Genomic DNA, 14,438 nt, shown 5'->3' with positions numbered 1-14,438 from the left:
GATTCCATGGAGGATAAAAATGGACGTTAACGTGAAATGCGAAGCCTTGGTGAACATCGCTCCGCTTATGGATAGGAATGGAGACCCTGTTCATGCACATGGTGGTCACATGCTCTATAAGGATGGATATTATTATTGGTTTGGCGAGAACCGTATAGATCGGCGGAAAGTGAGCTGTTATCGTTCAATGGATTTAGTGAACTGGGAATGGCGCAAAGATGTACTCACACTGGATTCACCAGTAAAAACGATCTATCACCGAACCTCTTTGGAGCTTGAACCAAGGGATGCGGAGAACCGGGGATTTGGGACTGGAGCGGTCATTGAGCGCCCGAAAGTGCTCTATAACGAACTTACAGGAAGATTTGTGATGTGGATGCATTGGGAAAATGGACGAGACTATTCTGATGCTCGCTGCGCGATAGCGGATTGTGGGACGGTTGATGGAGAGTATGTTTTTCGTGGCAGCTTTAATCCGGTAGGTAACATGTCACGCGACTGTACTCTGTTTCAAGATGACGATGGCACGGCTTATTTTGTGTCGGCGGCAAGGGAGAATGCGGATCTTATCATGTATCGTCTTTCGCCTGACTATCTAAGTATAGAAGAGCAGGTCAAAACATTATGGCCGGGACAAGCACGCGAAGCTCCGGCATTAATGAAACGCCATGGTGTTTATTTTCTCATCTCATCCGCCTGTACGGGTTGGTTACCCAATCAGGGAGCCTATGCTTGGACGGAGCAGCTGACGGGTCGCTGGTCACCATTGATGCCATTAGGTGACATTACAACATACGACAGCCAGCCGGCATTCATAGTTCCAATTGCAGGAAAGGACAATAATCAGTGCTCTTATTTATATGTAGGTGACCGCTGGGATCCTACGGATTATTACGCCTCCTCTTATGTATTTTTACCGCTCAGCTTTCCTTCTGATCGTGAAATGTCACTAGACTGGGTAGATCGGACATGGATTGACCCATGCAAAGGAATAGTAGCTGTGGAATGCGGCACTGGCAGTGGGCTATTCAGGATGAAGAGTGTAGGGATGGAGCTTTATCTTGCGTCAGGGAATCACTCGATTGATCCTGATGAAGTGCATAATCTGGAAGTCCGTACTCTTTCTTATACGGATCAGCAACAGCAATGGAGAGTTGATTATGGTAGGGATGGCGCGGCAAGGCTTCGAAACGGTGAAATGACTGTAGCTATCGGTTCAGAGAATTCCTTGATATTAGTGCCCACTCTGGATCAAGAAGATCAATTTCTATGGTTGCTTACAGAGACAGAAGAGGGTTCGCTAACCATCGGCAGCAGAGACGGAAGAGTCCTTACAGTGGCAGGAGAGAAACGAAATGGCTGGGGCTGTGTGAGCCTTGAACCGAAACACTTGCATGATCCTCGGCTTGGTGGAGACCCACAGCTTTTTCAACTGATTTCGGTAAGGTAAACAGATTACAAGAAAAGAGGTACATTGATGCGCTTATCTATTTCCTTCCCTGTGGATTGGTTTGAAGCGGACAATCATACACAACTTGATGCTCTCTCTTCTAATGGTTTTCGGATGATCACAACACCGGATGGTGGAGGAGTTGAACTTCAGGCGGGGCATTTGGACAGTTCTATTTGGTCTGACTATAGTTACGTTAACGCAGAGGTTTATCATGAGTCTCATGACGTTCTGGTCTTGCTGTTCAGTTTCTATGATCAGGATAATCGCTATATAACTTATCATTTAGGCATTCTACCTGGTGTAAGAACGAAAATTTGTTTACCGTTAACCCATTTAAATGGGGAAAAGCTGTTCCTACCTCGATATCCAGGCGTGATGCAGACGGTCCTGAGAGGAGATGCGGGTATCGCTCGTAACCAAATCACTAGATTCACCGTTGAGACAATTCCTTCGACAACGAGTAGAAACGTGGAAATCAGTGGACTCGCTCTTGATCAATCTGAGCCAATCTTCGAGTATGAGTATCACCCTTTTATAGATGAGATGGGACAATTAAAAAGCAGGGAATGGCCAGGAAAAACGGTTGATTTAGAGGCGTTGAGAGATCAGCTGCATGCGGAGCGACAGCTTGCCACTGAAGCTGATTTCAGTGGAGGGGACCTCAGCCGTTACGGAGGCTGGAAGGGGTTGAGATTCGAAGCAACCGGATATTTCCGTACAGAGTTTGATGACAGCCGCTGGTGGTTTGTCGATCCAGATGGATATGCCCTGTTCAGTACGGGGATGGACTGTGTAGGTCCAGCTTGTCCGATGCGGATTAAGGGTATGGAGCACTTGGTCCCACCTTTGCCGGATCAGGAAGGAAGTTATAAAGAAGCCTGGTCCCAAGAAGGTCGCGAGTTTAGCTTTGAGATTGCCAACTTGATCACGGCATTCGGTGAACGGTGGCGCTCTGATTGGGAGGCTTTGACGGATTACCGATTAAGACAATGGGGATTTAACACGATCGGTAACTGGTCCAATGATCGATTTATTAGTGGATCAGAGCTTCCATATGTTTACCCGCTGGAGGACTTTCCTACGACGGAGCAAACTATTTTCCGTGATTTCCCGGATGTCTTTAGTCAAGAGTATGAGCGGAATGCGGAGCGTTTCGCAAAACAGCTTCTTCCTCTTAGGGATGATCAGCGAATGGTCGGTTATTTCATGCGCAATGAGCCACATTGGGCATTCGTGGATGATCTGGATTTGACGGAACTGATGCTGAACTCTCCGGTCTGTTATGCCAGTAAGAGGGAGTTTATCAAATGGCTTGGTGAAAAGTACGGAACAGTGGAGCAATGGAACATAGCGTGGGAGAGTACTTATGAGGATTTTGAGTCCTTATACGATGTAAGCAATATTATGAAGATTACTACTAATTCCGTACGTGAAGCAGACTATTCACAGTTTAACCGGGTCATGATTCGTCGGTATGTGGAAGTTCCAGCGCGTCTTTGCAAGCAGGTGGACCCAAATCATCTTAATCTAGGCATGCGCTATGCCTGGGTGGGAAGCGACGATGTGCTGGAGGGCTGTGAGTGGTTTGATGTATTTTCATTAAACTGTTATCAGTTCAGCCCAGACAAGGAGCAAATCGCACATATTAGCAGCAGGTTGAACAAACCAGTGATGATTGGAGAATATCATTTTGGTGCGGCCGATGGAGGCATACTGGCTTATGGAATCCGAGCTGTGGCAACTCAGGAAGAGCGGGGGGGAGCGTATCGTTATTTTGTGGAACAGGCTGCAGCCATCCCACAACTCATCGGAGTTCATTATTTTCAGTGGAATGATCAGCCGGTGCTCGGACGTTATGATGGAGAAAACTATCAAATCGGTGTAGTGGATGTCTGTAACCAGCCCTATATACCTTTCGTTCAAGCAGCAAAAAGGGCTCATGAACAGATGTATCAGGTTCGGATGGGGAGGGCAGCACCCTATGAGTTTGTGCCAGTAGAGATTCCAAAAACGGGATTTTAATTAGGATTTCATCATTCTAGGTATTTAATTGAAAAGATCGCAGGGCTACTACATCAGTGGGTGGCTTTGCGGTCTTTTTTTTGTAATGGCTGTATGTTCATAACACAGATAGTAACAAAATTCCATTTAGCTGCGTCTAATCTTTATAGGTTCTAACAAGCTGCACTGGAGGAGAATGGATATGGGAGCAACACAATTAAAACGGACGATAAGGAAGTTTACGCTTATTGCTTTGTGTCTATCACTTATACTGCTGAATGGCAGGGTAATGGCAGAGACGTCTACGGTTCAGAAGACAACTGCTTTGTTCACTGCGGAGATGCAGAGAGCCTTGGAAGGGGCTCAGAATGTGCTGATGACGATACAGTCATTTCCGGACGAAGCAGCCGTAGGCTTCTTTAAGAATGGGCATGGTCTGCCTGATGGGTATTTGGGGCAGACGGCTGACAAGATTTTGGAGCGGCGGGGGAAGTTCGCCAAGGTGGCTGATTTAACCCGGACAGCGTTAGCTTATAGTGCTGCGGGTGGCAACATGAACAATATCGCTGGTATTGATTTATATCCATTCCTGATGAACCATGCGGGAATCGATTCGGAAGGGGCAGCCGCATTGGCAGCCGTCTATATTACCTCGAAAAACTCTATTTCCAATTCAATGGAGTGGACAAACCGTTATCCCGATATGCTCTTTTCTCAGTTGCTCGCTATGCAATTGGCGGATGGCAGCTGGCCGCTGGCCGGGCAGAAGCAAGGCGATCCGGTAGCAACTGCCTTAGCGTTAACGGCACTCGCTTCGGAAATGGGATCGGAACAAACGGCGCAGCCTGTCCTGAAGGCTTTGCAGTGGCTGAAAGATAAGCAGCAGCTAGACGGTGGATTCGACGGTAAGACTGTAACGACAGCGCAGGTGATTGTTGCTTTATCGTCGCAGGGAGTTGATGCAGCGAATTTCGCCAAGGAAAAAGGGGTCTCGCTGCTGGATCATTTAATGAAGCGGAATCTTTCTGATGGCGGTTTTGCACAGATAGAAGGCGGGGGGAAAGAGGGTCCTGCGACTGCGCAAGCCTATCTAGCCCTGACCTCGTATAAGCTATTATCCAAGCAGGCTGGATTGCTGTACAGCGGATTGCATCATACCGGCCTTGACCGGGCAACGATTCAAGTTGAAGGTCCTGGTGGCGGCACCCTTGCTGAGGGGCGTGTTGCCGGTGGTGATGCAGTGAAGGTAGCCGCAGCTTTTTTACAGACGAAAGGTCTTGCCTATAAGCTAAATGGGGATGCAGCTAAACCAGCCTTCACCGCTATAGAGGGGATTCAGAACGGGCGGTACAATGGGCGCGGAGAATGGAAAATTGCTGTATTCAGCGGGGGCAGTGCGTGGTTATATCCCGAGAATAGTCCTTTTAGGCTGACAATTGGTGATGGAGACAAGCTGCTCGTCTATTACGCGAATGATACAGAGCTGCTTGATCGGATGGAAGTGAAATGGAAAGACAAGAATGGTCAGGAAATGGGGGGATACGCAAGTGCCAATATGCCTTTTTCCCTCCGTATCACCAAGTCAAACAACCAACTAGGCGGTCTTCCTGCCTTTGGCGTTACCGTGACCCTTCAAGGAAAAAGCGTAGTGGCTGACAGCACGGGGATGGTGTCTTTTGCCGGAATGAAGCCCGGTGTCTATCCTGTGCTAGTCACCAAATATCGCAAAGATGACGCACCAGCGCTATCCAAACGAACGTTTGCGCTGCATGTCTCTTCCCCTGAACTAGCTAGCTTTACTGATGCGGGGAAAGCCGCGGAATGGGCACGCGTGGATATCGCGATGGCGCTTAGCAGCGGATATATTCAGGGCGTGAGTGCCAGCGGGAATGTACTTGCTCCTAAGCAGAAGCTGACCCGAGCTGAATTCCTAACCTTGCTATTGCGGCTATTGCATGAGTTTCCCGATGCCAAGGCCGTCTCCAGCTTTAAGGACGTCCAGGCAGGCAAATGGTACAGCGGTACTATCGCCAAGGCTGTGGAACTGGGGATCGTTAGCCCTTCATCCGGCAAGTTCGAACCGGACCGTGGTATTACACGGGAAGAAGCGGCAGTTATGGTTACTAAAGCCGTACGGTTAGCTACCTACGGTAGCCCAGACCGTGTGAAGTTTACTGATACGACGGGCTTACCAGAGGCAAGCCGCCATGCGATTCAGGCTGTGAATGAACATGAAGTGATGACCGGCAGCGGAGGTCGCTTTGATCCAAAGCAGATTCTGGTGCGTGAGCAAGCGGCGGCAATTTTAATCAGATTGCAGAAATTAATCCCGGAAACCTTCTACTGATGGAATTAATGTCCAGGGATATGATAAGCTCATGTAGAGTTACATATCCCTAAACAGAGGAGGGAAATCTATGAGTCGTTTGATCACAGGGAACATTTATTATGGATTTCAGGTCATTAATGAGGAATTTATTAAGGAAATCGATTCCGCCGTATTCACGATGGAACATTTGAAGAGTGGCGCCAGGCTGCTGTTCGTGCAGAATCAGGATGACAACAAGGTCTTTAGCGTAAGCTTCAGAACTCCGCCTGAGGATAGCACGGGTGTTTTTCATATTTTAGAGCATTCCGTATTATGTGGGTCGGAGAAATATCCGGTCAAGGAACCCTTTGTAGAATTACTGAAAGGCTCGATGCAGACGTTCCTGAATGCATTTACGTTTGGGGATAAGACGATGTATCCAGTGGCGAGCCGGAACGATCAAGACTTCTCCAACTTGGTGGAGGTATATCTGGATAGTGTCTTTCAGCCGAATATTTATAAGCAGCAAGAAATCTTTGAGCAAGAGGGCTGGCATTACGAGCTTCAGCATCCCGAAGATGAGCTTATCTATAAAGGCGTGGTTTACAACGAGATGAAGGGTTCTTATTCCTCACCGACAACGGTATTGATGGATAGAATCAAAAAGTCATTGTATCCGGACACGATCTACCGTCATTCTTCAGGTGGAGATCCACAGGAGATTCCAGCACTAACCTATGAGCAGTTTCTTAAGGCGCACAGCAATTATTATCATCCGTCGAACAGTTATTTTTATCTCTACGGAGACGTTAATATTGAAGAAAAGCTGCAATTTATAGATCAGGAATATCTTGGGTCTTATGAACGAAACAGCTTTGATACATCCATCCCCCTGCAAAAGCCGATTGGAATGACGGAGCTGGTAGCGGATTATCCGATCCTGGAAGCAGAATCTGCTACAGATAAGACTTATCTGAGTCTGAATTATGTGATTGGAACCTCTACAGATCGGGAATTGAACCTGGCTTTTGATATTTTAAAAAGCATGCTGATGGACAGCAATGCAGCTCCGCTCAAGCAAGCCCTGCTCGAAAGCGGACTGGGTAAGGATGCGTTTGCTTTTTATTCTGACAGTATGGTTCAGCCGCTGCTTGGCATTACACTGACGCATTCCAATGCCTCCTCCAAAGATGCCTTCGTGGAGCTGGTGAAGACTACATTAAAGCGTTTGGCTCAGGACGGACTGGATGAGAAGCTGGTGCTGGCAGCAGTCAACAGCAAGGAATTTGAACTGAGGGAAGCGGACTTTAATCAGTATCCGAAAGGTCTTACTTACAATATCGAAGTGATGAAATCCTGGCTCTATGACGGTCAGCCTACCAATCATATGCGATATGAAGAGGCGTTCACTGCCATTCGGGAAAAGCTGGCGGATCGTTATTTTGAGAAGTTGATTGAAGTCTATTTGCTGAACAGTGATCATTGCAGTGTGGTGGTGCTGAACCCGTCCAAGACGATCGCCGCTGAAAAGGAAGCATCCGCTCAGCATCAATTGAGTGAATACAAAGCGTCACTGCAACCAGATCAGTTGGCGCAGCTGGTTCAGCGTACACAGAACCTCTTGGCACGGCAGAGCCGTCCAGATGTAGCCGAGGATTTGCAGAAGCTGCCAAGCTTGTCCCTACAGGATATTAACCGAAGTATAGAACCGCAAGTACCTACCTATGAACATTCCCATCAGGACATAACGGTGATTCATCATGAGGTAGCTACCCAGAAGATTGCCTACTGCAAGTTTTATTGGGATACGAGTGTTGTCGCTCCTGAGCAAATCCCTTATTTAGTGCTGCTGGCAGAGGTATTAGGTCAAATGGAGACTGCGTCCTACAGCATCGAAGAGCTCACCAGTGAAATCGGGATCAAAACTGGGGGCATTTACTTCAGGAATGAGATCTTTGGCGCAGCAAAAACCAACGGGGCAAGCTATCAGCCCAAATTCAGTGCGCTGGTGAAAGTAATGGCAGGACATATTGGTGAGTCGCTGGATCTGCTGAGAGAGATGCTTTATACTAGTGCGCTCGATAATCTGACTAAGCTGCAGGAAATCGTCCGCCGGGAAGCCTCGCAGATGGAATCGATTCTGAACCAAAGAGGGAATGATATTGCGGCCAGCCGCCTGATGTCCTATTTCTCGGATATGGGAGCGTATCAGGAACAACAGGGCGGCGTAACTTATTACCGCTTTATCCGCGAGCTTGCCGAGACGTTCGATCAGCAGGGAGCTCAGCTAGCAGACACACTGAAGAATATCTGTGCGGTTTTATTTAATAAAAAGAATTTGATCATCAGCGTGACCGGAACAACTGATTTGTATGAGGAACTCGCCAATAATGTTGCGAAGCTAGATATCCAGGACCAACCGGTAGTGGATATGCCTAAGATTACCGCGCAAGGCCATGCGGACAATGAAGGATTCATGTCTTCCAGTCAGGTGCAGTATGTGGTCAAGGGATACAACTTCACTAAGCTAGGATTCACATATTCAGGCAAAATGCAGGTGCTCAAAAAAATCTTGAGCCTCACCTATCTATGGAATGCGGTGCGTGTGAAGGGTGGTGCTTACGGCGGAAATCTGATTCTGCGCAGAGACGGGATAATGATGTTCACTTCCTACCGTGATCCGAATTTGCAGGAGACGCTGGAGGTGTATGATCAGGCGTACCGTTTTGCTGAAGGGTATGAAGCAGATGCCGACGAGATGACCAAAGCAATTATCGGCACCTTGTCCATGCTAGACCAGCCGCTAAGTCCGAGTGCTCAGGGACGGCGGGCGGACCGGCATTATTTCGAACAGGTGACGGAGGCTGAACTCCAGCAAGAACGGGATGAAATCTTGTCGACAACACCGGAAGACATCAGACAGTACACCGACTTACTTAAGGCTGTGACGGAACAGAATTATTTCACTGTGGTCGGTAACGCGTCCAAGCTGAAATCGAAAACCGCTTTATTCGGAAAGCTGGAAGAACTTGTGAAGTAAGTTTCTCTAATCGCTCCTTTTCAGTACATGTCTACGGGCATGTGCTGGAGAGGAGCGTTTTTTAATAAGGTGAACTAAAAAACACTCTACAAAGGAAAAGTGGCCGGAAGTCCAAATATTCACTGCAATCACGTACTTACTTTTAAAGAAGAATTAAATCTGCTTATTTAGTTAGAACATTGACAGTTAGAGTTCTAACTGTTATGATAATGATGTTACTTAGAGTTCTAACTAATTCGATTGAGGAGGAAATAATTATGAATAAACACGTTGAAAACACACCCTTTTCTAATTTGATTCGAGAGATCGGGATGAAACTAAAAAGTACAGCTGATGCCAGACTAAATGAGTTAGGTCTGAATTCACAGCAAGGGCGCATGATCGGCTATATTTTTGAGCATCAAGAAAAAGGTGTTATTCAAAAGGATTTGGCGGAGGTCTTTAATAGAAAAGGGGCAAGTATCACCAGCATGCTCCAAGGTTTAGAAAAGAAAGGTTATATCAAACGTGTCACACCTGAGAATGATGAACGACAGAAGAGTATTTTTGTTTTGGAAAAGGGTGCTCTTTTGGTCGAGGAGTTCAATGAAATATTTTCTGAGGTAGAAGCAAGCATTACAAAAGCACTCCGTCCGGAAGAAACTGCAACCTTAAAGTCTTTACTGCAAAAGGTTAATTCAAGTCTATAAAAGTTTGGAGGAAGAATCATGGAAACAGAAGGTTCAAATCAATATTATTTAGAATCGGCGCCGATCAAGAAAGCAATTGCTCATTTATCTATTCCTATGATGATCGGGATGTCAGTAGGTACCATCTATAATGTAATCAATGCTTATTTCATTGGCTTACTCCACAATACTAGTATGCTGACGGCCATTACTTTGGGTCTGCCCATTTTCACAGTCTTAATGGCCTTTGGGAATATGCTTGGCGTAGGTGGAGGAACATTTATTACAAGGCTGGCAGGGCAAAAAGATACGGAGAAGGGAAAGAAGGTTGCCGGATACACTTTTTATGGCAGCATTATAGTGGGTATTCTTATTGCTCTAATGGCGATGTTAGCGATTGATCCAATTACGCGATTGCTGGGGGCGGATGCTGCTACTCTAGACTTTACTAAGGCTTATGCTTTGACTCTTTTTGCCGGTGGATTCGCCATTGTGCTTAATTTTGCCTTGGAGCAGCTAGTCCGTTCGGAAGGTGCCTCGAAGGAATCGATGTATGGCATCTTCATCAGTACGGCTTTAAGTTTAATTTTTGATCCGCTCTTTATTCTAGTGTTGAACTGGCATGTGGCAGGTGCTGCATTGGCAATGGTTTTAGCGAATGTGGGTTCCGCGATTTATTATGTCTATTTTTTAGAAACGAAAAGTGAGCACTTAAGAGGATTTTTGAAGCATTTCAAGATATCTGTTCGAGATCAATTAGAAGTGTACAAAATAGGTGTATCGGAGTTATTGCAATTTAGTTTTGTGATTGTGAGCACGCTTTTGTTAAATAACTTTGCGATTCAATATGGAGAGAATGTGGTTGCTGGGTTTGGTGTGGCCTTAAGAATTGTGCAGGTTCCGGAATTTTTATCAATGGGTTTATTCTTAGGATTGATTCCACTGTTTGCGTTTAACTTTGCTAGTCAAAATATGGCGAGACTTAAATCAACGATTAAACATGCTTTTGCCTATATCGGAGGTATTGCTGTTGTATTTGTAGGCCTGGTATTTTTGTTCAGAGGAACGATTCTACATTTCTTCTCTAATGATCCTTCGGTGTTAAGTATGGGCACTTATATTTTGGTAGCCATGCTGATTTCTGCTTTATTTAATGGATTTACGGGTTTATTCATGAGTATTTTTCAAGCGACCGGACAGGGGATTCCAACTAACATTATGGCCATCACACAAGGCGTACTGTTTATCCCTATGATTATCGTATTACATTCTGTCTTTGGACTTCACGGCGTAATCTGGTCTATGACCATAACAGAAGTTATAACGAGCTTGATGGGCGTTATCTTGTTTATTATTTTTAGTAAAAAGCTGAAAAGTACGGGCGGGGATGGAAAAGGTGTTGTAGAGGTTGCGTCCGTGTAAAACGATCTTACTATGCGTGGAAAAATAGGAATGTAGTGGATGGCGGGAGCTTGGCTCGCGCTTTTTTTGCAATTATAAGAAAGTATAAGTTTTACAATATACTTTATGTCTTATATTTCTCGCAAAAACACCTTTGGCGTCCTTATAAGGACGCCAAAGGTGTTTTTACTTGGTTGCCTAAAAGGTTTCGCAACTAAAGGATCGGTAAAATTAGTTCCAAAATGAACAATTATAGTTCTTATGATTAAGGCTTACTTTTTCTACAATTATGGATAAGTAAAGGAGGAGAACTATGATACGAAAATTTCATCTTAAAATGGATACGCGCGAAGCGATCGCCGGGTATTTATTCGTCGCTCCACTGATGTTGGGGCTGATCATCTTGACATTGATCCCGGTGCTGGGCTCACTGTTGTTAAGCTTCACGAACTGGAACTTTGTGGCTGGGTTAGGGGGGATTAAGTTCGCGGGCGTGGATAATTTCATAAGGCTGTTTCATGATGATGCTTTTATGAAAAGCTTGCTGAACAATCTGCTCTTTATTATCACAGTTCCGGTTACGATCATCGTTGCGCTATTGCTGGCTATCCTGATTGATAAACAGGTGTTCCTGAAGGATTTGTTTAAAGTAATATATTTCCTTCCATACATCTCCAGTGTAGTTGCTATCGCTATGGTCTGGCAGGTTATGTTTCATCCCTCGCTGGGACCTGTTAATCAATTTCTGATGTCGCTGGGATGGGATAATCCGCCGAAATGGCTGGCTGATATTCATTATGCTCTGCCATCACTTATGCTCATCCAGATTTGGATTCAGCTCGGGTATAACATTATTATTTTTATCGCGGGTTTACAGAGTATTCCAAGGGATCTTTATGAAGCGGCTGATATTGATGGCGCCAATGTCTGGCGGAAATTTCGCAATATCACAGTGCCTTGCATTTCGCCGACCACCTTTTTCTTGCTGGTTACTGGGGTCATTGGCTCCTTTAAGATCTTTGATCTAATACAAGTACTGACACAAGGTGGACCTGCTAACTCCACGACAGTTATCGTATATGAGCTATATGACACTGCCTTCAACCAGTTGAAGACGGGTTATGCCTCTAGTATGGCACTTGTCCTGTTCCTCATCTGCCTGATCATTACAGCCCTGCAGATGTTAGCGCAAAAAAAATGGGTCAATTATTAAAGGCAGAAAGGAGAATTTACAGTGAGAAAAGAGCTTCTATCCAGAACCTTCTGGACAATCGCAATGGGACTGCTAGGTATTGCATTTCTTTTACCGTTTCTATGGATGTTATCTACTTCCTTTAAACTGGAGAAAGATGTGTTTAATTTTCCAATACAATGGCTGCCGCAGCAGTGGAATCTTATTGAGAATTACAAACAGGTGTGGTCAGGTGATTTCGCTCGTTATTACGGAAATTCCATTTATATTACGCTGACGACGACTATAATTAATGTGCTGATATGCGCACTGGCTGCTTATGGATTCTCCAAGCTGCGTTTTCCGGGTAGAGATGCGATGTTTGTAGTAGTATTAGCCCTTTATATGGTACCTCCGCAGGCTTCGTTAGTTCCACAGTTTCTACTGTTTAACTGGCTGAATCTGATTGATACACATATAGGATTGATCTTAATTAATAGCTTTAGTATTATCGGTGCGTTTATGCTCAAGCAGTTTTTTATGGGGGTAAACAACGAGTATCTTGAATCGGCGCGGATGGATGGAGCAGGTCATTTTCGCTCTTTTCTACAAATTGCATTCCCGTTAATCCGTCCGGCTGTAGCCACTTATGCTATTTTGCGGTTTATCTGGACCTGGAACGACTATCAGTATCCACTCATTTTTTTGAAATCTAAAGAGCTGTTTACGATTCAGTTAGGTATTCGGTTGTTTGGGGATCAATACGGGGATGTCTATTCACTCATGATGGCTGGTGCGGTATCTGCAATTTTGCCTCTGTTAATTATTTTTGCTCTCGGACAGAAGCAAGTTATTGAGGGAATTGCCCTCGGAGGCGTGAAGGGATAATAAAAGTCAAAATAGTTTCTCTTCGGTAGAATATGAGAACTTTCCTCGTCTATCCCGCATGTTAGGATGTTCTTGTAAGCAGTTACATAGCACTAGCTGTAAAGCGAGGTATACCCAACACATTTATAGGAGGGTCTATATGAAAAAGAAATTATTATCCGTGCTTGTTATCTCATCGATGGCGTTGTCACTCACCGCATGCGGTGGAAATGCGAAAACCAATAATGCAGGGGCGACAAATGCGCCTGAAGCTGGTGGGAATAAAGAGCCTGCAGCAGAGAAGGTTACGCTGAAGCTGAGTACCTGGCAGACGGAAGCGAAAGCGAAATGGAGCACGATTATCGCAGAGTTTGAGAAGGCGCATCCTGACATACATGTAGAAGTAGATCTACTGAATGAAAAAGGTGATTCTGTAGCCTCCATGCAAAAGCTGGACTTGATGGCTGCTGCAAGTGACCCGCTGGATATTGTCGAACTGCCTTATACCAACTATTCGCAGCGTGCAGATATCGGTTTGTTAGCGCCGATGGACGAATATATTCAGAAAGAAGGGTATAAGCTCTCCGATGAATATCTGGTGGACACTTCGGTCAATGGCAAAATCTATGCGTTGCCGTCTTCTATGCAGCGCTGGTTCGTGCTCCTTAACAAAGAAATGCTAGATGAGGCTGGTCTGCCGGTTCCGACGGACTGGACTTGGGCTGATTTCGAAGAGTATGCGAAGAAATTGACCAAGGGTGAGGGTGCAACGAAGCGTTTTGGCGCATATTTGCATAATTGGCCGGATTATTTCCAGCTCCAGCTGATGAGTAAGCCTGAGGATAATACATTTCTAAAAGCTGACGGAACCTCGAATGCGCTAGACCCGCAGTTTAAGGCAAATCTGCAGATGATGAAGAAAATGATGTACGAAGATAAGAGTGCCACTCCTTATGAAGATATTATTTCGCAGAAGCTTGCCTACCGGAATCAGTATTTCAATGGTTTAGCGGCGATGCTTCCGATGGGAGACTGGATGGTTGCGGAATCGGGAGGAACGGAGGCTATTCCGGCAACTTTTGTTACAGCGTTTGCCCCAATCCCTCGATTGGATAGTGAAAGCAAACATTACTCACCTGTGCAGCCGACTTATATGGGGATAGCTGCTAAATCGAAGAATAAGGAAGCTGCTTATACCTTTGTGCGCTGGTATACCTCAGAAGGATTGGAAATTGGAGGGCGTGTCTTCTCTGGCTGGGCGAAATCAGATACGAATAAATTGGTGGATACGATTGTGAATGGTTCCAAGGATCCATCTAAGATTGATGTCGATTCCCTGAAATTTACGATGGAGAACTCGACACCTGGTGCGACGCAAGTTCCCGCTAAATATGCGGATGAAGCTAAGAACAACGTTATTCCAGAAGCAGAGATGTATCTCCTCGGCCAACAGGATCTGGATGTCACAGTTAACAATATTGATAAGAAAATCTCGGAAGTCGTTCAGAACAACAGCGGAAAGTAGGCGG

At 45.5% G+C, this 14,438-nt stretch carries 9 protein-coding genes; all 9 read left to right on the top strand.

All coding sequences use genetic code 11. The annotated features are described in order from the left end of the window. The first annotated feature begins 19 nt into the window (after positions 1 to 19). The 9 genes from ACN6MV_RS23080 (at position 20) to ACN6MV_RS23040 (ending at position 14,434) form a co-directional block, all read left to right on the top strand. Positions 20 to 1,450, top strand: coding sequence for a family 43 glycosylhydrolase (locus tag ACN6MV_RS23080; protein WP_419884955.1), 1,431 nt, complete (start codon positions 20 to 22; stop codon positions 1,448 to 1,450). 27 nt (positions 1,451 to 1,477) lie between these two features. Beyond that, positions 1,478 to 3,475 (top strand): beta-galactosidase, encoded by a 1,998-nt coding sequence (locus ACN6MV_RS23075; protein ID WP_419884954.1) that lies wholly within the window; start codon positions 1,478 to 1,480, stop codon positions 3,473 to 3,475. A gap of 181 nt (positions 3,476 to 3,656) precedes the next feature. Beyond that, positions 3,657 to 5,801 carry an S-layer homology domain-containing protein gene (locus ACN6MV_RS23070; protein ID WP_419884953.1) on the top strand — a complete coding sequence of 715 codons (2,145 nt, stop codon included), beginning with the start codon at positions 3,657 to 3,659 and terminating at the stop codon, positions 5,799 to 5,801. Between the two features lie 70 nt (positions 5,802 to 5,871). Beyond that, positions 5,872 to 8,802, top strand: coding sequence for an insulinase family protein (locus ACN6MV_RS23065; protein WP_419884952.1), 2,931 nt, complete (start codon positions 5,872 to 5,874; stop codon positions 8,800 to 8,802). 257 nt (positions 8,803 to 9,059) lie between these two features. Further along, positions 9,060 to 9,491, top strand: coding sequence for a MarR family winged helix-turn-helix transcriptional regulator (locus ACN6MV_RS23060; protein WP_042130040.1), 432 nt, complete (start codon positions 9,060 to 9,062; stop codon positions 9,489 to 9,491). A gap of 18 nt (positions 9,492 to 9,509) precedes the next feature. After that, the gene (locus ACN6MV_RS23055; RefSeq protein WP_076117140.1) at positions 9,510 to 10,892 is read left to right on the top strand and encodes an MATE family efflux transporter; all 1,383 of its coding nucleotides are present in this window, start codon (positions 9,510 to 9,512) and stop codon (positions 10,890 to 10,892) included. A gap of 292 nt (positions 10,893 to 11,184) precedes the next feature. Then, a complete protein-coding gene (locus ACN6MV_RS23050; protein ID WP_042130036.1) occupies positions 11,185 to 12,084 on the top strand; it encodes a carbohydrate ABC transporter permease in 900 nt (299 codons plus the stop codon). A 63-nt stretch (positions 12,085 to 12,147) separates the two neighbouring features. Further along, positions 12,148 to 12,930, top strand: coding sequence for a carbohydrate ABC transporter permease (locus ACN6MV_RS23045; protein ID WP_042132362.1), 783 nt, complete (start codon positions 12,148 to 12,150; stop codon positions 12,928 to 12,930). 139 nt (positions 12,931 to 13,069) lie between these two features. Beyond that, on the top strand, positions 13,070 to 14,434 hold the full coding sequence (locus ACN6MV_RS23040; RefSeq protein ID WP_341114391.1) for an ABC transporter substrate-binding protein: 1,365 nt from the start codon (positions 13,070 to 13,072) through the stop codon (positions 14,432 to 14,434). The last annotated feature ends 4 nt before the right edge of the window (positions 14,435 to 14,438 follow it).

It is taken from the genome of Paenibacillus sp. B-A-8 (genome assembly GCF_048572915.1).
Classification (GTDB): Bacteria; Bacillota; Bacilli; order Paenibacillales; family Paenibacillaceae; genus Paenibacillus_AQ.
This window is presented reverse-complemented; position numbering and strand designations above follow the sequence as displayed.